This is a genomic window from Mesorhizobium sp. M7A.F.Ca.MR.148.00.0.0, from assembly GCF_003997735.1.
Taxonomy (GTDB): Bacteria; Pseudomonadota; Alphaproteobacteria; order Rhizobiales; family Rhizobiaceae; genus Mesorhizobium.
The window spans coordinates 1-19611 of sequence record NZ_RZTB01000016.1 but is presented as its reverse complement, the minus strand read 5'-3'; the positions used below and the strand labels follow the sequence as shown (position 1 = coordinate 19611).

The 19611-nt window shown below is 62.2% G+C and carries 16 protein-coding genes; 10 read left to right on the top strand and 6 right to left on the bottom strand.

Features of this window, described 5'->3' with window-relative positions:
• Positions 1 to 78: 78 nt before the first annotated feature.
• The 4 genes from EOB49_RS08680 (at position 79) to EOB49_RS08665 (ending at position 4690) form a co-directional block, all read left to right on the top strand.
• Entirely contained in the window at positions 79 to 1185 is a 1107-nt protein-coding gene (locus EOB49_RS08680) for a DNA topoisomerase IB (RefSeq protein WP_127322220.1), read from the top strand.
• A 108-nt stretch (positions 1186 to 1293) separates the two neighbouring features.
• Entirely contained in the window at positions 1294 to 1668 is a 375-nt protein-coding gene (locus tag EOB49_RS08675; protein ID WP_127270092.1) for a YciI family protein, read from the top strand.
• Entirely contained in the window at positions 1665 to 2939 is a 1275-nt protein-coding gene (locus EOB49_RS08670; protein WP_127380727.1) for an RNA polymerase sigma factor, read from the top strand. Before EOB49_RS08675 ends, EOB49_RS08670 begins: the two co-directional genes overlap by 4 nt.
• A gap of 236 nt (positions 2940 to 3175) precedes the next feature.
• Positions 3176 to 4690, top strand: a complete 1515-nt coding sequence (locus EOB49_RS08665) for an aldehyde dehydrogenase family protein (protein ID WP_127380726.1) — start codon at positions 3176 to 3178, stop codon at positions 4688 to 4690.
• Between the two features lie 45 nt (positions 4691 to 4735).
• Here EOB49_RS08665 and EOB49_RS08660 read toward each other — a convergent pair whose 3' ends face one another.
• The 5 genes from EOB49_RS08660 to EOB49_RS08640 form a co-directional block, all read right to left on the bottom strand.
• Positions 4736 to 5602 carry a hypothetical protein gene (locus EOB49_RS08660; RefSeq protein ID WP_127380725.1) on the bottom strand — a complete coding sequence of 289 codons (867 nt, stop codon included), beginning with the start codon at positions 5600 to 5602 and terminating at the stop codon, positions 4736 to 4738.
• A gap of 154 nt (positions 5603 to 5756) precedes the next feature.
• A complete protein-coding gene (locus tag EOB49_RS08655) occupies positions 5757 to 6620 on the bottom strand; it encodes a hypothetical protein (RefSeq protein ID WP_164781627.1) in 864 nt (287 codons plus the stop codon).
• A gap of 383 nt (positions 6621 to 7003) precedes the next feature.
• Positions 7004 to 7330, bottom strand: coding sequence for a hypothetical protein (locus EOB49_RS08650; protein ID WP_127320289.1), 327 nt, complete (start codon positions 7328 to 7330; stop codon positions 7004 to 7006).
• A 62-nt stretch (positions 7331 to 7392) separates the two neighbouring features.
• Positions 7393 to 8241, bottom strand: coding sequence for an endonuclease/exonuclease/phosphatase family protein (locus EOB49_RS08645; RefSeq protein WP_127320291.1), 849 nt, complete (start codon positions 8239 to 8241; stop codon positions 7393 to 7395).
• A gap of 110 nt (positions 8242 to 8351) precedes the next feature.
• The gene (locus tag EOB49_RS08640; RefSeq protein WP_127380723.1) at positions 8352 to 9815 is read right to left on the bottom strand and encodes a phosphatidylserine/phosphatidylglycerophosphate/cardiolipin synthase family protein; all 1464 of its coding nucleotides are present in this window, start codon (positions 9813 to 9815) and stop codon (positions 8352 to 8354) included.
• 614 nt (positions 9816 to 10429) lie between these two features.
• Here EOB49_RS08640 and EOB49_RS08635 point away from each other — a divergent pair.
• From EOB49_RS08635 to EOB49_RS08620, 4 genes are read left to right on the top strand one after another with little or no spacing between them, the layout of a single operon-like run.
• Positions 10430 to 11878 carry a TolC family protein gene (locus tag EOB49_RS08635; RefSeq protein ID WP_127320295.1) on the top strand — a complete coding sequence of 483 codons (1449 nt, stop codon included), beginning with the start codon at positions 10430 to 10432 and terminating at the stop codon, positions 11876 to 11878.
• A 39-nt stretch (positions 11879 to 11917) separates the two neighbouring features.
• Positions 11918 to 14050 (top strand): type I secretion system permease/ATPase, encoded by a 2133-nt coding sequence (locus EOB49_RS08630; RefSeq protein ID WP_127271964.1) that lies wholly within the window; start codon positions 11918 to 11920, stop codon positions 14048 to 14050.
• Between the two features lie 41 nt (positions 14051 to 14091).
• Positions 14092 to 15381, top strand: coding sequence for an HlyD family type I secretion periplasmic adaptor subunit (locus EOB49_RS08625; protein WP_127320297.1), 1290 nt, complete (start codon positions 14092 to 14094; stop codon positions 15379 to 15381).
• On the top strand, positions 15371 to 16012 hold the full coding sequence (locus tag EOB49_RS08620) for a ribbon-helix-helix domain-containing protein (RefSeq protein ID WP_127380722.1): 642 nt from the start codon (positions 15371 to 15373) through the stop codon (positions 16010 to 16012). The genes EOB49_RS08625 and EOB49_RS08620 overlap by 11 nt, the downstream gene beginning before the upstream one ends.
• 59 nt (positions 16013 to 16071) lie before the next feature.
• Here the strand turns inward: EOB49_RS08620 and EOB49_RS08615 are convergent, their stop codons facing one another.
• Positions 16072 to 17001: a transglutaminase-like cysteine peptidase gene (locus EOB49_RS08615; protein ID WP_127380721.1), complete on the bottom strand. Its 930-nt coding sequence runs from the start codon at positions 16999 to 17001 to the stop codon at positions 16072 to 16074.
• Positions 17002 to 17325: 324 nt separating this feature from the next.
• Between EOB49_RS08615 and EOB49_RS36405 the strand changes: the two genes are divergently transcribed.
• Positions 17326 to 17568 (top strand): hypothetical protein, encoded by a 243-nt coding sequence (locus EOB49_RS36405; RefSeq protein WP_164781626.1) that lies wholly within the window; start codon positions 17326 to 17328, stop codon positions 17566 to 17568.
• Positions 17569 to 17585: 17 nt separating this feature from the next.
• On the top strand, positions 17586 to 19611 hold a 2026-nt coding region (locus EOB49_RS08610), incomplete at its 3' end, for a VCBS domain-containing protein (protein WP_206526093.1).

Here is a 19611-nt window from a genome sequence, read left to right as displayed (position 1 = left end):
GCGCGAGGCGCTTTTCGGACGGCGCGTGGAACCAGCGGTCGGCCAGTGGCTTATCTACGGAATTCGCGTGGAGCCGACATGTTGCAAAAATCCGGATTGTCGCCCAGCCGACCGGCTGGCGAGGACGCTGTATCGCCAGATGGTGCGCCCAAAAACGGGGCACAAAGCTCGGCCGACCATGCGTCGCTTAGCTATGTCAGCGATGCCGAGCCCGGTATCCGGCGGCTAAAGACGGGCAAGGGGTTTTCCTACAAGGGTCCGGACGGACGGACAGTTTCAGACGCCACCAAAGCGCGCATCGAGGCGATCGTCATTCCGCCGGCCTGGACGGATGTGTGGATTTCGCCGGACGCGGACGGCCATATACAGGCAACCGGCAGGGACCAGCGCGGACGCAAGCAATATCGCTATCATCCGCAATGGGCCGAAGAGCGCGATGGTGCCAAATATTCGAGCCTGGTTGCTTTCGCCGAGAGCCTGCCGGACCTGCGGCACAGGATCGACAGCGATCTGCGCCGTCGTGGTCTGCCGTTCGAGCGTGTCGTCGCCGCGGTCGTCTGGCTGCTCGACAACACGATGATCCGCGTCGGCAATGCCGCCTACGCCCGCGACAACAAGAGTTTCGGGCTGACCACGTTGCGCGACCGGCATGTGGATATTGTCGGTTCAAGCCTGCGCTTTGCCTTCAAGGGCAAGTCGGGCAAGGAGTGGAAGCTGAAGCTGGTCGACCGCCGCATCGCCAGGATTGTGCGCGGCGCGCAGGACCTGCCAGGCCAGAAGCTGTTCCAGTATCTCGATGAGGACGGCAACAGGCGGCCGGTCCGCTCCGAGGACGTCAACCGCTATATCCGTGGGGCGGTCGGTGACGCCTTCAGTTCGAAGCATTTCCGCACCTGGGGCGGCACCATTCACGCCGCGTCGCTGTTTGCCCAAACGGAACTGCCACAAAGCCAGGCGCAGCGAAACAGGGCGATGAACAGCGTCATTGACAAGGTTGCCGAGCGGCTGGGCAATACGCGTGCCGTCTGCCGCAAATGCTATATCCATCCGCGGGTCTTCGAAGCGTGGTCCGAGGGGCGGTTGCTGAATGAAATGGCGCAAGCCAACAAACGCAAACGCTCCATCGATGGTCTCGATGACGAGGAAGCTCTCGTGCTGCGATGGCTGAAACTGGGAGAAAGCTGACCGGCGCGGCTGGCCGTGGCCAAATCCGTCCACATCTGGATTTTTTTATCGACGTCGTGTCGGGATCGGTCTTACTGTTTCGTCCTTTGACAGAGAAAAGGACCCGCCATGCTCTACGCAATCCTCTGCTATGCCTCCGAAGATGTCGTCTGCTCCTGGAGCAAGGCACAGGACGACGAGGTCATGGCCAATCTCCTCGACGTTCAGGACAAGTACGCCAAGGCTGGTCGGCTCGGCCCGGTGGCACGGCTTCTGCCGACGACCGCCGCGACGACCCTGAGAAAGGTCAAGGGCGAATCGGTCGTCATCGACGGGCCGTTCGCCGAGACCAAGGAACAGTTCCTCGGCTTCTACACGCTCGAATGCGCCGATCTCGACGAGGCGGTGGAGTTCGCCCGCGAGCTTTCCGAAGTCAACCCGAGCGGCGGCTCCTATGAGATCCGGCCGGTCTCGATCTTCAATCCCGCCAAGGTTTCCGCATGACCGAGATGGCCTGGATAAGCTCCGCGATCAGCGCCGCCCGCCCGCAGGCGATGGGTGCGCTGCTGCGTTATTTCCGCGATCTCGATACGGCGGAGGAAGCTTTCCAGGACGCGTGCCTCAGGGCGCTGAAGAACTGGCCGCAGAACGGGCCCCCGCGCGACCCGGCGGCGTGGCTGATCTTCGTCGGCCGCAACAGCGGCATCGATGCGGTGCGCAAGCGCGCCAAGCAGGCGCCGATGCCGGAGGAAGACCAGGTTTCGGATCTGGAGGACGCCGAGAGCGATATCGCAGAGCGGCTGGACGGGGCGCACTACCGCGACGACATATTGCGGCTGCTGTTCATCTGCTGCCATCCTGATCTGCCGGCAACGCAGCAGATCGCGGTGGCGCTGCGCATCGTCTCCGGTCTTACGGTCAAGCAGATCGCGCGCGCCTTCCTGGTTGGCGAAAGCGCCATGGAGCAGCGCATCACTCGCGCCAAGGCGCGCATTGCGGACGCCGGCGTGCCGTTCGAGACGCCGGGCGCGGTCGAGCGGTCGGAACGCCTCGCCGCCGTCGCCGCCATGGTCTACTTGGTCTTCAACGAGGGCTATTCGACCAACAGCGGCGAGGCGCCGGCCCGCGCACCGCTGTGCGAGGAGGCGATCCGGCTGGCACGGCTCCTGCTGCGGTTGTTCCAGACCGAGCCGGAGATCATGGGGCTGACGGCGCTGTTGCTTCTGCAGCATGCGCGCGCACCGGCCCGTTTCGACGAGAGCGGCGAGATCGTGCTGCTCGAAGACCAGGATCGCAGCCTGTGGAGCCGCAAGATGATCGATGAGGGGCTGGCGCTGGTCGACAAGGCGCTACGCCATCGCAAGCCCGGCCCCTACCAGATGCAAGCGGCGATTGCCGCATTGCACGCGCGGGCCGAAAGGGCCGAGGATACCGACTGGAACGAGATCGACCTGCTCTATCGCTTGCTGGAGCAGATGCAGCCGTCGCCGGTGGTCACGCTCAACCGGGCTGTCGCGGTCTCGAAGGTGCGTGGACCGGCAGAGGCGCTGGCCATGATCGAGCCGCTGGAAGAACGGCTTTCCGGCTATTTCCATTTTTTCGGCCTCAAGGGGGGCCTCTTGATGCAGCTCGACCGGGGCGACGAGGCGCGCGTCGCCTTCGACCGCGCCATAGCGCTTGCGAACACGGCGGCGGAAGCAGCACATATCCGCATGCATATCGACCGGCTGATCAGGGACGGTGCGGTACGCCCAGCGGCCAAGAAGGCAAACTGAGCGCCATCTGCCCCATCTGGCTTAATCGTGCAGTTTGGGCTTGGACCATGCCGGGGTGGTGATTTTCCCTTGAAACGAGTAATGCCACGCGATGATCGTGCCTGAGGTGCCTTTGTGCACGCGGGCAGCATGGCGCCAGGCTTTGACCGGCATGCCTTTTGTGCATGTCGTTGTTCCAAAACCGGGGCACTTTTGGCGACATGCATTATGAGCGACGAGATCTGAAAGGGACAAGAATGACGATAGGCAAGGAAACGACCGAACTGCTGGCAAAACTGGGTGTGGCCGAGGAGACGCTTGTCGGCGGCGACCTGATCGTGCGCAGCCCGGTGACGGGCGAGCAGATCGCGGCGCTGAAGACAATCTCACCGGCTGACGCGGCCAAGGTGATCGATGCCGCGCACAAGGCCTTCCAGGCCTGGCGCATGGTGCCCGGCCCGCGGCGTGGCGAACTGGTGCGGCTGCTCGGCGAGGAACTGCGTACGCACAAAGCCGAGCTTGGCCGGCTGGTCTCGATCGAGGTCGGCAAGATCCCGTCCGAGGGGCTCGGCGAAGTGCAGGAGATGATCGACATCTGCGATTTCGCCGTAGGCCTCTCCCGGCAATTGTACGGCCTGACCATCGCCACCGAGCGCCCGGGCCATCGGATGATGGAAACCTGGCATCCGCTCGGCGTCGTCGGCGTCATTTCCGCCTTCAACTTCCCGGTGGCTGTGTGGTCGTGGAATGCAGCCCTGGCACTGGTCTGCGGCGACGCAGTGGTGTGGAAGCCGTCGGAAAAGACGCCGCTGACCGCACTTGCTTGCGAAGCCATCTTCAAGCGTGCGGTCAAGCGCTTCGGCGCGGACGCACCTGATGGCCTGGCGCCGGTGCTGATCGGCGACCGCGCCGTCGGCGAGATCCTGGTCGATCACCCCAAAGTGCCGCTGGTTTCGGCGACCGGCTCGACCCGCATGGGCCGCGACGTCGGCCCGCGGCTGGCCAAGCGCTTTGCGCGCGCGGTGCTGGAACTCGGCGGCAACAATGCCGGCATCGTCTGCCCGACCGCCGATCTCGACATGGCGCTGCGCGCGATTGCGTTTGGAGCGATGGGCACGGCCGGCCAGCGCTGCACGACGCTGCGGCGCCTGTTCGTGCATGACAGCGTCTACGACGCCTTGGTTCCGCGCCTCAAGAAGGCTTACGAGAGTGTGTCTGTCGGCAATCCGCTGGAGACCTCCTCGCTGGTCGGGCCGCTGATCGACAAGGCGGCCTTCGACGCCATGCAAGAGGCGCTGAAGGAAGCCGCTGCCCATGGCGGCAAGGTGACCGGCGGCACGCGGGTCGAGAACGGCCATCCGGATGCGTACTACGTGCACCCGGCGCTGGTCGAAATGCCAAGCCAGGTGTCACCGGTGACGGAAGAGACCTTCGCGCCGATCCTCTACGTGATGAAATATTCGGATTTCGACGCCGTGCTCGACGAGCACAATGCCGTGGGGGCGGGCCTGTCGTCGTCCATATTCACCCGCGACCTGCAGGAATCAGAGCGTTTCCTGGGTGTCGACGGATCGGATTGCGGCATTGCCAATGTCAACATCGGAACCTCGGGCGCCGAGATCGGCGGTGCCTTTGGCGGCGAAAAGGAAACCGGCGGCGGGCGCGAGAGCGGCTCCGACGCATGGAAAGCCTATATGCGGCGCGCCACCAACACGGTGAACTATTCCAAGGCGCTGCCGCTCGCCCAGGGCGTGTCGTTCGACATCGACTAAGGGCTCGCCGGCTTGGGCATCCCCGCACGGGGGATGCCGCACCGGTCAGTTGCCTGCCGGGGAGGCAAAGGCCTTGACGAATGCGGAATCGATGATGGCCAGCTTGACGGCCTGGGCGGTCATGTACTCCCGGTAGGAATCGCCCGACACCCACATCACCGAATTGCCGCGCTGGCCAAGCCAGCCAACGCTGCCGAGGTCTTCGGCATCCCGCAGTTTGCGTGCCAGGTGGGTTCGCGACAGCTTGAGCCATTTGGCGAAATCGCCGATGGAGACGACGCCGGTTGGTATTTCAGCCAGGCCGGCATGGTCGGGATCGACGCCCGATATCAGCCAGTCCATGACGACGCCGCCATTGTCGAGCCAGGTGAATAGCGAAAAGATCTGCCTGGGCTCGCGCACGGGGCTGGAAGAGATCAGGCCGTCGGCCACCAGCGGTTGCACCCTGGCGAGCGCGTCGGACCGTTCCAGGAACGTCGCCAGGCGGTTCGTGCCGTCGAGGCTGTCCAGCGTGTGCAGGTGCGCCATCATCCAGCCGGCAACCGTATTCAGCGTGTTCACCGTTGGCTGAATGGGGCGGATGCGGCCGTCGTGTGTTGCCGGCAGATACTCGATGAAATCGTAGTGCAGCATTTCCTTAACGAAGGCGTCGGCGGTGTTGCGGCTGGCGACGGAATTCTGGCGGATCACGTCTATGAAACGCGCCGCCGTCAGTTGCTTGCGGTAGTCATCGGGCTCCCGCCTGAAATGCAGGGCAAGGCCGATATGCGCCATCAACCAGCGCTGCTGGGTGGCAAATATCGAGGCAAGCCTGGGGTTCATCCCATAGGCCTGGATCATCGCCTGCGCCTGGGCACGGACACAGCGATGCAATGCCGGGTGACCGGCAATATGGTCAAAGGTCTGCGTCATTCCCCCCATGTTCCGATCCAGCCTTACGGCCACGAAGACGCAGATCACATTTTCAGCCTTCACGGCCCGTGTCCAGACGCGCCCTGTCTATAACAGGTTATGATCGCCAGGAGACAATGTTCTCGGTCCGGGCAGATGTCGATCGCGCCGACCCTCAGCGGTCTTCCGGGACTGGAAAACAGGCGGCGAATGCCGCATCGACAATGGCCAGCTTGGCGGCCTGGACGGTCATGTACTCCTGGTAGAAGGTGTTCGACACCCACATCACCGAATGGCCGCGCTGGCCGAGCCAGCCGATGCTGCCGAGTTCCTCGGCAGCGCGCAGCTTGCGGGCGAGGTGGGTCCGCGACAGCTTGAGCCATCTGGCGAAATCTCCGATCGAAACCACGCTGGTCGGAATCCGGTCCAGGCCGGCATGATCGGGGTCGATGCCCGACATCAGCCAATCCATGACGATGCCGCCATTGTTGAGCCAGATGAACAGGGAAAAGGTCTGGTTGGGCTCGCGCACCGGCTTGGAGGCAAGCAGGCCGTCCGCCACCAGAGGCTGCAGCCCGGCAACCATGTCAGGCCGCTCCAGGAACCTGGCCAGCCGGTCGGCACCATCGAGATGATCCAGCGTCTGCAGATGAGCAAGGACCCAGCCGGTGAAAGTCTGCACGGTTGCCGCCGTTGGCTGCAAGGGGTGCGTGCGCCCGTCGCCACCCGAAACATACTCGGCGACATGATAATGCAGCATCTCCTTGATGAAAGCGTCCGCCGTGTTGCGGCTGGCCACCGCGTGCTGGTGTACGAACTCGATGAAACGCGATACCGTCAGTTCCTTGCGTCGGTCGTTCGGATCGCGCCTGAAATGCATGGCAAGGCCGACATGACCCATCAGCCAACGCTGCTGCGTGGCGAAAATGGAAGCCAGCCGCGGGCTCGTTTCATAGATGTTGATCAGCGCCAACGACTGTGCCTGAACACAGCGATGCAGGGCCGGATGGCCGGCAATGTCTTCCAGATTCAGCGCCATCCTCCTCATGTTCCGAGTTAACTCCAACAGCGGAGTCGCGTCTACATTTTCCAGCCTTCGATAGCTGTGTCCAGAGGCACCAAATGCGAAGAGCAAGCCCAACCCGAACATGGCGCCGGCCACGAGCGGTTCATGGGATCCGCTAACCGGTTGTCATGCCCTGGGAAGCGGGCCGGTGATCTGCGGCTTGACGGGGATGGTGGAGAGTGAGTTACCGTGCCAAGTGCAATCGCGACAAAATCAGCCAGGTAATCCAGCTGCGCGAACCGCGCCGCGCGTCAGTCTGCAGGGGCGTTTTCAACTGATCCATGGCGGCATCATCTCTCGCCCCCAATACGCGACCAAACCGGCCAGCTTTGGCCGGCCGCTTGGTACGACCGGCATCAGCCGCAGACGCGGACCTCTTCGATCACCCTGTGGTGGTGGCGCCAGTGCCTGACCAGTTCGACGTGGCAGCGGTGATGCCGGTGGTGGCGGCGATATTCGCCGTACCGGTATCCGCCATTGTCATACTGAACATCCTGGTCGCCATCATACTGATTGTCGTAATAGCGATCGCGGTGGTGACGGCGAATAACGATCCCACTATCGGCCGGCAAATATCGGTCGTCATCGTCGGACTGGATGGTCACGCTTGCCGCTTGCGTCGGCGCAGTGATCGCCGCTGTCGCGGCCAATGCCAACAGGCAAGCCAGAATCAGCTTTTTCATCTCGTCCTCCTGCGCGTTCGAGACATGTTAACTCGGGGAAGAACTGGGCGTTCCGTCTAATTTTACACGCTTTGCGACGCGGAAGACATTAAGGCGTTATCGTCTACCCGCTCCAGGCGCACGAAGGCCGTCAGCGGCAGGTGGTCGGAGGCAACGCGCGAAAGCGGCGTGTCATGCGCGTTAATGGCGGCAATCATGCCGTGCCTGTTGGCCATGATCCGGTCGAGCGCCAGCAGCGGCAGGTTCGACGGGAAGGTGGGGACCGCCGGCGGCTGCGGGCCGAACGTTGCATGCAGCGTGTTGAGAGCGGAGCGGTTGCCAAGCCGCCATTCGTTGAGGTCGCCGAGCAGCAAGGTCGGTCTTTCGTCCGGGCTGTTCATCAGGTCGAGCACGACGCGCGCCTGCTGGGAGCGCGAGCGGCGCAGCAGGCCAAGATGGGCGGCGATGATGCGCAGCGTCTGGCTTCCATCGAGGTCGATCTCAGCCACCACCGCGCCGCGCGGCTCCAGTCCCGGAAGCTTGATCTGGTGCACGTCGCGAACGACACCCTTCTTGAACAGCAAGACGTTGCCATGCCAGCCATGGCCCTTGCCTGTGGCCGAAATCGGCACCGGAACCAGGCCGGTTTCCCGTTCGAGCCGGGGCAGGTCGAGAAGCCCATTACGGTCGCCGAAGCGATTGTCGGCTTCCTGCAGCGCGATGAGATCCGGATCGATTTCGCGGATGACGCGGATGGTCCGTTCCGGGTCGAATTTCCTGTCGACGCCGATGCATTTGTGGACATTGTAGGAGGCAACCAGCGTGCCGGTGGTGGCTGTCGTCTTGAGTGCGGCGGCATTAGCTTTCTGCATCCGGCGGTCACGAAGGGACAGAAGCATGCTTGCCGGGAGGCTGCGTCCAATTCTGTGCATCTCTGTGCTGCTCGTCCTCGCTGGCATCAATTCAGAAGCCGGATACAGTGAAAATAGGCAATTTCCGCGTATGTTCCATGACAGACGAGTTCCTCAAGCGCACCTCCGCCTTAGAGATAGGGTGAACCGAGCCACAATACCCGGTCGAATAGCCTGATAAGAAACGGCCGGGCTCGCAAAGCTTCCAGCGTCACCGGCACGGCGGAGGCGATCGCCGACCCGATCCGCGCCTCGATCTCGCTGGCAAAGCCGGCATCGAGCACCTCCAGGTCGATCTCGAAATTCAGCCGCAGCGATCGGGCGTCTAGATTGGAAGAGCCGACATAGGCCCACACGCCGTCGATCGAAAGCAGCTTCGAATGGTCGAACGGTCCCTCGGTGCGCCAGACACGGCAATAGTGTTTGAGCACCTGATCGAACTGCGCCATCATCGCGCGGTCGACGAGGAAAAGATTGTTCACCGCCGGCACCACGATGTCGATTTCGACCCCGCGCCTGCCGGCGGTGATCAGCGCGCTGATCAGTTCCCGATCCGGAAGGAAATAGGGCGACATCACGCGTATAGACTTGCGAGCGACCGAGAATGCACCGATCAGCAGCTTGTGGTTGGTCTCGTTGCTGGCATCCGGGCCGGAAGCGACCGCCCGCACCATCATCGGTGCGCCTGGCGACGGCGCCAGCGGGGCGATGCGCCAGGCGTCGCCTTTCAGCGCCTCGTTGGTGGCGAAGCGCCAGTCCTCGGCGGCGACCGAAAAGAGGTCGGCGACGATCGGACCGGTCACCCGGAAATGCGTGTCCCTGGCGCTGTTGGAGCCGGCGAATTCGGCGGAGAAGCCTTTTCGGATGTTCATGCCCCCGGTAAAGGCGGCGATGCCGTCGACCACCAGGATCTTCCGGTGGGTCCTCAGATTGGCGTAGGGCAGGCGCAGGCCCATGACGATGTTGCCGTTGAAGACATCGGCGGGGATGTTGGCCTCGCGCAAATGCCCCAGGATGCTCGGCACCGAGTAGCGGGCGCCGACGGCATCGATCAGCACGCGGACGGTGACGCCGCGGTGGACGGCCCCGGCAAGCGCCTGGACGAAGAGCAGGCCGACGGCGTCATTGTCGAAAATATAGGTCTCGAGCAGGACGCTGCGCTCGGCACCATCGATGGCCGCGCACATGGCGGCATAGGCCTCGTCGCCGGTCTCCAGCACATCGATTGCATTTCCAGGATTGAGCGCGCGCCGCGCCACCCTGTCGCCCAATGTCCGCAAGCCCGTGAACCGTTGCCCGTAGCGCTCGACGATCAGGGCCTCTTCGACAGCGACGTCGCGCTCGTGCTTGGCGGACACCGCGCCATCGGCAAACGGGCGCTGGGCGGTGATCGTGGCGCGGCGAATGCGGTTGATGCCGGCGACGGCATAGATCAGCACGCCGAGGATCGGGGACAGCACCATCACGCCGACCCAGCCGGTGGCGGCGCGGACATCTTCCTTGGTCATGACGGCATGGACGATGCCGACCGTCGCCATCACCACGGAGATGATCGCCAGAATTTGCGGCCAGTGAGTCGCCAGGGTCGCCAACATGCCGAGACTATCCAGCGAGCGGTTGCAGAAGGCAATGCAGCCGCTCGTGCCGTGCATTCGCCGGATGGTGGCATGCGGCCTTGGCTGAAGAGTTCGACCGGCCGCAGAGATCGATGGGTTGAAGCACCCCGATAGATCCTGTTCAGAAGGACAAACCTGACCCAGGGGAAGCATAAAGCCTGGCATCGTCCTGTTCTGCTCGGGCTCTTATGCTTTGGTACCACCTCTATTGACGCGCAGCGCCGGCCGCCGCGATGAAGTATTTTTTGGACCCGGCACCCAAGGGGCATGCCTGAAAAAGCGTTCAACCTCCGGTTGGATTATCGACAACCGCTATCCGAACCGGCCATGATTCTGGGCATATCGGCCCACTGGCCTGCGATTTTCTGTGCTTTCCCACTGAATGGGGCGTCCGGATACAACCGCAGCGAGCCGAAGTTATGTGCTATTTTTGCTACATCTCGCAGCCTTGTTGCGCAAAAAGGCTATTTAGTGCCCTCTAAATCAATAATCGCTCACACATTCCGTGAATTTGTGGATAATCCACCGACGGGCAGGCCTTGGCTTGGTTAGCGCTCTGAAAAAGGACGCTGGGGAAACGTTAGGGTGGGATTATGAATACGACAGGTATGTCGACCATAGGCAGGCGCCTTGGTCTGTTGATGGCGGCCACCATGCTGACCTGCGGGGGCGCTCATGCGCTTACGCTCAAGGAGGCGATGGCTGTCGCGGTGGAATCCAATCCCGAGATTGGACAGGCGATCGAAAACCGCGAAGCAATCGAGTTCGAGTTGCGGCAGGCCAAGGGCCTTTACCTTCCCAGTGTCGATGTCGAAGCATCGGCTGGCGTTCGCCGGCTCGACAATTCGTCCCGGCGCGCGCTGTCTATAGAGGATGATTCGCTCTATCCGGCGGAAGCGAATCTGGTGGTCACCCAGAAATTATTCGACAGCGGAGCCCGTCGCGCGGAATTGAACCGCCAGGCGTCGCGTGTCGACGGAGCGTCGTTCCGGGTGCTGGAACGGTCCGAATTCATCGGGCTGTCCGTTGTCCAGGATTACCTTGAATACATGCTGCAGGCGTCGATCGTTGCCGAAGCCAAGAAGAATCTGGGTTTCCATCAGGCGATTCTCGGCGACATCCGGCAAGGCATCTCAGGCGGGGCGCTGAACGAGGCCGACCGCCAACAGGCCGAGGAGCGTCTGTTCGCGGCCAAGGCCCGCATGCAGGAGGCGACCGAAGAGCTGGAAGCCTCCAAGATCCGGTTCTTCAAGACCGTCGGCAAGCCGCTGGTCAATGCTTCGCGGCCGGGTGATGTCGCCGCCGCGCTTCCGCGGTCACTGGATGACGCGATCGGCCTGGCACGACAGAGCAATCCGCGCGTTCACATGGCCACCAGCGATATCGACGCCGCCGCTTCCCTGGTGGATGCGGCCCGAGCGAAATATGGCCCTGAAGTCGTTGCTGAAGGTCGCGCCAGGGCGGGCACCGACGTTGACGGTGACGACGGGGACACCAATGACCTGCAGGCGCGTCTGGTGCTGCGTTGGAACCTGTACCGCGGCGGCATAGACAAGGCCAATGAACAGGAGCAGATCCGCCGCGCCAGCGAGCAGCGGCTCGCCTATCATCAGGTCTTGCGCGAAATCGAGGAAGCCGTTCGCACCTCATGGGATCGCCGTTTCCGGCAAGCCGATCTGGCGAAGACCCTGAGGCAACAGGCCGCCGCCAATGAAAAGCTGGTCGCTTCCTATCGCGAGCAGTTCAAGGTTGGACAGCGCTCGCTGCTCGACGTGCTCGACGCGCAGAATACGCGGTTCAACACGGCAACGCTGGCGGATACCGCGTCCTACGCATCGCTGTTTGCCCAGTACCGGCTCCTGGCCGCGACCGGACAGTTGCTGAAAACGATGAATCTCGAGCCGGCAAAGCAAGCGACAGCCTATGCTCGCACCGAGTTTGCAACACCGGAAACCGCGGACACCGAGACCTATGCGCGGACGCCATCGGAGCAGAAGAACGACCTGCCATTCGATATCCTCGCCCCGGTGAGGAAGAAATAAGACGACGCAAGGTCCAGCGAGCGTCCTGACGGGCAGATCGTGAACCAGCAACCCAATATCCTCTCCCCCAAGGAGGCGTTCAAGGCCTGCTTCTCGGCCGTTGCCGGATATCTCGGCAGGCCGAGCGCGGAGACCGTGCTGTTTGCCGGCGTGCCGCTCTCGGACACGCGAATTGCGGCCGACGACATCAGGCACCTTGCCGAACGCATCGGCCTGGAAGTCACCGAGTTCAATCACCGCGATTTTCTCAGGGGGCGTATCGACCTGCCGGCAATCGTCTTTCGCGTCAGCCAATTGCCGGTTGCCTTGCTCGCTCTGGGCGAAGACGATGCGTATATCACCGCGCCCCAGGAAGACGGCCGCACCACGATCGGCCGATCGGAACTGGCCGCCAGCTACATCAGCGGCGGCGCTTCCTTCTCGATCACCTATGCCAATGCCGCCGAAACCATGTCGGTCGGCTCGGCGGCCAGGATCGAGCGGAGACATTGGCTTACGGGGACGATGGGCGCTTTCTGGCGCACCTATTCGAAAGTCGTACTGGCGGCGGTGTTCATCAATCTGCTGGCCATAGCCTCGCCGATCTTCACTATGAACGTCTACGACAGGATCCTGCCGAACAAGGCAATATCGACACTATGGGTGCTGGCTCTCGGCATCGGCGCGGTCATCCTGTTCGACCTGCTCTTGAAGACGGCCAGGGCCTCCCTCATCGACTATGCCGGGCGCAAGGCGGATCTCCGGATATCCTATCTGCTGTTCGAGAAAGTGCTGAACTCGTCGCTGTCGGCGCGCCCCGGCTCGACCGGTGAATACGCAAACAGGGTCACGCAATATGAATTCGTCAGGGAGTTCTTCACCTCCAACACCATAAGCGTGTTCATCGACACGGCATTCGTCTTCGTCTTCCTCCTTGTGATCTATGCAATAGGCGGATGGCTGGTGATCATACCGGCGCTGGCCTTCGTGATGTCCGTCATCGTCGGCCTGATCACCCAGCGCCGCATCGGCAAGCGCGTCGCCGCCTCGATGAACGAAGCGTCGCAGCGCCAGGCCCTGCTGGTCGAATCCATCTCGACGCTGGAGACCATCAAGTCGCTGCGCGCCGAGGCCTATCTGCTGCGAAAATGGGGAGAGCACTCCAAGAACGCCGCCAACACGTCCGAGAAGATCAAGCAGCTTTCGGCGGCGGCGGGCAACATCACCCAATCCATACAACAGCTGGTGACCGTCGCCCTGGTCGTGGCCGGCGCCTATGCCTTCTCGGAAGGGCATGTTTCGACAGGAGCAATCATAGGAACGGTGATGCTGGCGAGCAGGGCCGTGGCGCCGCTCGGCCAGATTGCCATAACGTTGTCCCGGTTTCGCCAGGCCATGCTCTCGCTGAGAATGGTGAACTCGATCATGGCTCAGCCGGAAGATCGACCCGACACGGTGGGCTTCGTCAACCGCCCCATCCGCAAGGGGGCGATGGTGTTCAGGAATGTCGGGTTTGTCTATCCAGGCTCGGAAAACGAAGTTCTGACCGGCCTGAATATCTCGGTCAAGCCGGGTGAGCGGATCGGCATCATCGGCCGCATAGGATCGGGAAAGACGACGATGGGGCGGCTGATCGGCCGGCTCTTCCTGCCGACTTCCGGTGAGCTGCTGCTGGATGGGATCGACATTCGCCAGTATCACCCGTCCGAGGTTCGCGCCGCGGTCGGCATCGTTGCGCAGGCCGGCGACCTGTTCTCGGGCACCATCAAGGAAAACCTCCTGATGGCATGCCCCGAGGCTACCGACGAACAGATCATCGAAGCGGCAAAGGCTGCCGGTGTCGACGATTTCGTTTCACGCCACCCGCGCGGCTACGACATGAATGTCGGCGAGCGCGGCACCAATCTTTCCGGCGGCCAGAGGCAGACGGTGGCAATCGCACGCCTGCTGCTGACCAAACCGAAAATCGTCTTTCTGGACGAGCCGTCGGGCTCGATGGATCTTGCATCGGAACGCCAGTTGATCAAGCAGCTCAAAGTCGCCTTCGACCGCGACACCACGCTGATCGTCTCGACACATCGCTTCAGCATGCTTGAGCTGGCCGACCGCCTGATCGTTATCGAACAGGGCAGAATCGTTGCCGACGGACCGAAGGACCAAGTCATACAGGCGTTGCAGAAAACAAGCGCCTGACAAAACAGATATTGCTGCATCCAATGCGTTGGGGCGTGGAAATGCTTGCCAGAGAAGATCGACCGCCGCTGTTTGCGTCGGCGTCCATATTCATCATCGGAGCGCTCTTCGTGGTCTTCGTCGCCTGGGCGTCCTTTGCCGAAGTCGATGAGATCGCACGCGGCGACGGCAAGGTCATACCCGCTTCCAAGACCCAGATCATTCAGGCGAGTGAAGCCGGTGTCGTTCAGGAAATCGCCGTGACGATTGGCCAGGTGGTCAAGAAGAACGATCTCATCATCCGCCTGGACAACACGCTCAACACGTCCAGTCTCGGCGAGCAGCAGGCCAAGGCGCGCGCGCTGGAAGTGCGCATAGCAAGGCTGAAATACGAACAGGCCGGCAATCTCTCGGGCCCATTTCCGTGCCCGCAGGACATCCAGTCGGTCGCTCCGCAAATCTGCGACAATGAGCAGAAGCTGCTCATCGCCCGGCGAGGGAACTTCGACAACAAGCTGTCCGTGCTCAAGTCACGCCTTGACCAGCGCGAGAGGGAACTGGCCGAGGCGCAGGCCAATTCCGATCGTCTTACAAAGAACCTGGTCGTCAGCGACCAGGAGGCAAAACTGGTCGATGCGATGGTCAAGAAAGGCCTGATGGCAAGGACCGAGCAGCTCCGGGTGGAGCGCGAACAGACCGAGCTCAACGGCCAGCTGAACCTTGCGGGCGAAACGATAAAGAAGATCAAATCGTCGATCACGGAAGCCCAGCTTCAGGTCGAGGAACTCGGCCTGCAATTGCAGCAGGAGGCGTTGGACGACCTGACCCAGGCGCTGGCGGAGCTGTCGGTGGTGGATGAGACCATAAGGGGAGCCACCGACAAGGTCGCGCGCACTGATATCCGTTCTCCCGTGGATGGCATCGTCAACACGCTGGAGCTTAACACGGTCGGGGCCTTCGTTCAGCCTGGCGCCGTGGTGGCCGGCATCGTGCCGACCTCCGAGACGTTGCTGGTGGAGGCACGGGTCTCGCCACGGGATGTCGCATTCATCCGTCCCGACCAGGAGGCCCTTATCAAGGTCACTGCCTATGATTTCTCGATCTTCGGCGGCATCGAGGGCAAGGTCTCGAACATCACAGCCGACAGCCTGGTCGATCAGAAAACGGGGGAACCCTACTATCAGGTGCGTGTGGCGACGGACAAATCCACCCTGCAAAGAGACGGCAAGGCCTATTCGATCATCCCCGGAATGATCTGCTCGGTCGACATCAAGACCGGGCGCAAGACGATCCTGCACTACCTCCTGAAGCCGATCAACAAGGCGCGCGAGGAGGCGATGAGTGAGCGGTAGCGCCAGCCCTCATCATTCCGGTCGCGAGCGGCTGCTGCCTCCAGTCGCCGCCGAGGATTTTGGACTGGAATTTCGGGTTGTGGCGCGCGGCGGCATCCGGCGCGGCATCCGTCTGGAGCGGGCATTCTGGATGTCGCTGAAGCAGATGGCCGAAAGCAGGAAGTGCACGATCGGCATGCTCATCGACGAGATCGCCGAAAGCCAGGCACAGACAGGCAATTTGACATCCGCGATCCGGGTGGCCTGCATGCGTGGGTTGGGAGACGAAAACCTGACCCTGCGAAAGCTTGCATCGATCAACACCATCAACGCCATACTGGTCGCTTGCCCGTCTCCCGCCTTTGCCCTGGCTTCGTCGAAGAAGATCCTGTCGTTCAACGCGCCGTTCCAGCAATTGGTCAAACGTCAATTGCCGATCGCCCCAAGCGATGATGCACGCCACGATCTCAAGCTGGCGCTGGACCTCAATGTGTCCGACATATTCGCGCGGCTCGACGCCAATGGCGAATCGCCGGTGGCCACCGGTTTTGTCATCGGCGCGGGCGACCGTCGATACCGGGGACAATTGAATGCGGTGCGGGCTCCGGTGCTCGAGCCGGAGCTGCTGATGGCGTTCGTCTTCGGCGGCTAGAGCAGTTCACCGTTACACTTACCGGAGTTGCTCTGGATGCATCGCCAATGCTGGCGAACCTATGGCTGAAAGCCTTCGCCGGGTGCGACGGTTGCGAAACCGCCCTTGATGTCGGCCATCTGGGCTCCGCCCGGTCTTGAACCGTGGATCCAGGCCCGGTCCGTGCTGAACGAATAGAGCGGAACGTAATCCGGAAGATCGCTGTCACGCACGACAGTGTTGCCGAGGCTGTCGAGAATGAAGGTGCCGCTGCCTGTGCTCACCGACAGCACTGCGTGAAAGAAGCCTCTCTTGCGATCCTGGAGGACGACAAGCGCCATGCTCTGCGTGGGAATGCCGGCCCTCAGCAGGGCTGTCATCTTGAGGATGGCAAAATCCTCGCAATCGCCGGCTCGCCGCTCGAGAATCTCCGAAGGCTTCGCCCAATAGTCGAGCTTGCCGTAGACGACGCTGTCTTTCCTGTAGGCGATCAGGCGATTTACGCTGCTGTTGACGAAGGACAGCTTCTCGCTGAACCCCTTGCCTTGTGCGGCGGCGATCATGCCGGCAAAAGCCGCGCTCTTGTGCTCGCAGGGGCTGCCTGCCGAACAGGCGGCGATTGCCCGGTAGACGGGCGCCCAGCGAGCCGCGACGGGAAAATTGCGCATGGACAAGGCAACCGATCCGAAGACCCCCGGAATGATCGACGCGGTCTGCAGCGGATCTATCCCGGCGTCATCTCGCGCCGTTGACGAGCCATCCCCGCGGCCAACATCTGGGCCATAGCTGCCGGTGACCAGACCGATCCGGTAAGCGCCCGCAGGCTGCCAGGGCTGAGGCCTCGCCAGCGAAACACCGCCGAGGCTGGGTGGCGTCTGGACCTTCTCCGGAGGCCAGCCGGGTGCGGCGATATCGCTCGCGAAGGACGGCCCCGCCAGGCCGACAAGCCCGATTGCCAGCAGGAGCATCTGGAGCCGGGTTTTTCCCGGAACTGATTTTTGCTTTTTCATAACGCCCACCTTTGACTGTGGACGCTACCAATCTTGTCTCAAATTATTGGAAAGGAAGGTGGATAAATATCCAGCAACTGTCCTTATCCATTTTGCTTAAAATTTTATTCAAATTTATACTTTGGTTTACCGGAAAATTGCCGACCAGCTATCCGTCAAGGAGGTCTCCAGAAACCTACATATAACAGGTTATATTGTAGCGGTTTACCACGTGTAAAAAATGCCGGGCAATGCATATCATAATATATGAAATAGATTAGGGGGCAGTTGCAAAGTAGAAGTGGCCGCTGTCTCTATCCGGTAAATATCGGAGGGGTTTCAGCCATGACGAACAATATCGAGTTGGACAGCTTTTCGGCTTCCTTGAACGAGCATTCCGCGTCCAATGAACACGGCGATCAGACATCGCCGGCAGAGATGCGGGTCGCGCAAGCGGATTCGACGCAGCGGCCGCGCCGGCAGCGTCCGAACCGGTGCCAGTCGATGTCGGCGGCGGAGCGCCTGTCAAGCCAGAAGCGCCCGCGGAAGCAAAGGCGCCGCCGGCAGCTGCGCCGCACGAATATGTAGCCGACGCCAGCCATGTGGTGAGGCTTCCGGCCAACGCCTCCATCGACAACATCAAGGTCGACGGACAAAACCTTCTGCTCGAACAGGCCGACGGCTCGGTGATCGTGATCAAGGACGGCGCCCTGAACGTGCCGACCTTCATCATTGGCGACGTCGAGGTGCCGCGCGTCGCGCTGCTGGCGGCGCTTGAAGCCAGCCATGTCGATGTCGCCTTCGGCGCCGACGGTTCCATGTCGGCCGGTCCGGGCGGTTCGAATTCAAGCGCGGGCGGAGATTTCTCGGTTCCCCCCGGCGGCATCGGCGATGGGTTCGACCTGTCGGCGCTGCTGCCGCCGACTGCCTTGCAGTTCGGACTCCTGGAGCGGCGCGAATTGTTCCCGTCCATCGTCGACAGGCAGGTTTCAGTGACGGCCACGTCCTTGCTTGCCCCGACCGAAGCGGCCAGTGAAGCCGGTCTTGACGGCGGTGGGGCGCAATCTCCGGGCAGCGAAGCGCTGACCGACAATGAAACGTCCAGCACTGGAACGATCAGCATCGACGCGCCTGATGGAATTGGGTCGATCGTCATCAATGGCGTCACCGTCACTAGCGTCAACCAGCAAATCCCGGGGGAGTATGGCTATCTGACGATCGTCTCCTTCAATCCGAGCACCGGTGCCATCGAATACAATTACACGGTCACCGAATCAGTCGCTCATCCCAATCAGACGAACGGATTCGATCCCAACGACACGGTTCCGGACAATTTCAGCATCACAGTCACGGATGTTGACGGCGATTCGGCCAGCACGACCTTTGCCGTCGCCATCGTCGACGACGCGCCGACGGCGGTTGCCGATACGGACAGCGTGACGGAAGACGGTGCGACGGTCGCGGACGGCAATGTCATTACGGCCAGCGGCGGCGCGGACGCGAATGTGACGGACGGCGTTGCCGACGTTAGGGGTGCGGACGGGGCGACGGTAACGGGCGTCGAGGCAGGCACGGTTGCATCGGCCTCGGGCCATGTCGGTTCGGCCGTGGCGGGCAGCTACGGTTCGATCACGATCGATGCAGACGGCCACTACAGCTACACGCTGAACAACGGCGCCGCGGCGGTCCAGGCGCTGACCAGCGGCCAGCATCTGACGGACACGTTCACCTACACCCTGACCGATGGCGACGGCGATACCTCGACGACAACGGTCGAGATCACCATCAACGGCACCAACGACGTGCCGCAGGTCGTCGTCAACCAAGGCAACCCGGCTGGCGCGCATGACCAGGTCTATGAAGCAGGTCTGGCGGCGGGTTCGGCGGCCGGCGACGGGAGCACGGTGGCAACAGGCACCTTCACGGTGTCGGACGCCGACGGGCTCGACGATGTGCAGACCGTCACCATCGGCGGCGTCACGGTTGCCATCGGCAGCCTCAACGGTTCGGCCTTCCAGGGCGACCACGGCACGCTGCTGATTACCGGCTATAACCCGGCAACCGGCGTTGCGACCTATCAGTACACACTGACCAGCACGACCACGGACGTTCCGGCAGTCACCGAGACCGACAGCTTCTCGCTTACTGTCTCGGACGGCACCTTGTCGTCCGTCCCGGCGGCCATCGTCATCGACATCGTCGACGACGTGCCTAATGCGGTCAACGACACCAACAGCATCAGCGAAGACGCGCTCTCGCCGGTCAACGGCAATGTGCTGACCAACGACCTTCATGCCAACAACCAGCCGGGCGCCGACACGCCGACGAGCTTCGTCAGCTGGGATGGCTCGACGACGGGCGCACACGGCACCTTCGTTGCCAATCCCGACGGCACCTACACCTACACGCTCAACAATGCCGATCCGGCGGTGCAGGCGCTGGACGCCGGCCAGACGCTGACCGAGACCTTCAACTACACGATGAAGGATGCCGACGGCGACACCGATACGGCAACGCTGACCATCACCATCAACGGCACCAACGACGTGCCGCAGATCGTCGTTGACCAGGGCAACCCGGCCGGCGCGCATGACCAGGTCTATGAGGCGGGTCTGGCGGCGGGTTCGGCGG

What these genes read in the sequence shown, in the direction of transcription:
- EOB49_RS08680 (WP_127322220.1), top strand. Translation starts at nt 79, where the DNA reads ATGTTGCAAAAATCCGGATTGTCGCCCAGCCGACCGGCTGGCGAGGAC.
- EOB49_RS08675 (WP_127270092.1), top strand. Translation starts at nt 1,294, where the DNA reads ATGCTCTACGCAATCCTCTGCTATGCCTCCGAAGATGTCGTCTGCTCC.
- EOB49_RS08670 (WP_127380727.1), top strand. Translation starts at nt 1,665, where the DNA reads ATGACCGAGATGGCCTGGATAAGCTCCGCGATCAGCGCCGCCCGCCCG.
- EOB49_RS08665 (WP_127380726.1), top strand. Translation starts at nt 3,176, where the DNA reads ATGACGATAGGCAAGGAAACGACCGAACTGCTGGCAAAACTGGGTGTG.
- EOB49_RS08660 (WP_127380725.1), bottom strand. Translation starts at nt 5,602, where the DNA reads ATGACGCAGACCTTTGACCATATTGCCGGTCACCCGGCATTGCATCGC.
- EOB49_RS08655 (WP_164781627.1), bottom strand. Translation starts at nt 6,620, where the DNA reads ATGGCGCTGAATCTGGAAGACATTGCCGGCCATCCGGCCCTGCATCGC.
- EOB49_RS08650 (WP_127320289.1), bottom strand. Translation starts at nt 7,330, where the DNA reads ATGAAAAAGCTGATTCTGGCTTGCCTGTTGGCATTGGCCGCGACAGCG.
- EOB49_RS08645 (WP_127320291.1), bottom strand. Translation starts at nt 8,241, where the DNA reads ATGCACAGAATTGGACGCAGCCTCCCGGCAAGCATGCTTCTGTCCCTT.
- EOB49_RS08640 (WP_127380723.1), bottom strand. Translation starts at nt 9,815, where the DNA reads ATGTTGGCGACCCTGGCGACTCACTGGCCGCAAATTCTGGCGATCATC.
- EOB49_RS08635 (WP_127320295.1), top strand. Translation starts at nt 10,430, where the DNA reads ATGAATACGACAGGTATGTCGACCATAGGCAGGCGCCTTGGTCTGTTG.
- EOB49_RS08625 (WP_127320297.1), top strand. Translation starts at nt 14,092, where the DNA reads ATGCTTGCCAGAGAAGATCGACCGCCGCTGTTTGCGTCGGCGTCCATA.
- EOB49_RS08615 (WP_127380721.1), bottom strand. Translation starts at nt 17,001, where the DNA reads ATGAAAAAGCAAAAATCAGTTCCGGGAAAAACCCGGCTCCAGATGCTC.
- EOB49_RS36405 (WP_164781626.1), top strand. Translation starts at nt 17,326, where the DNA reads ATGACGAACAATATCGAGTTGGACAGCTTTTCGGCTTCCTTGAACGAG.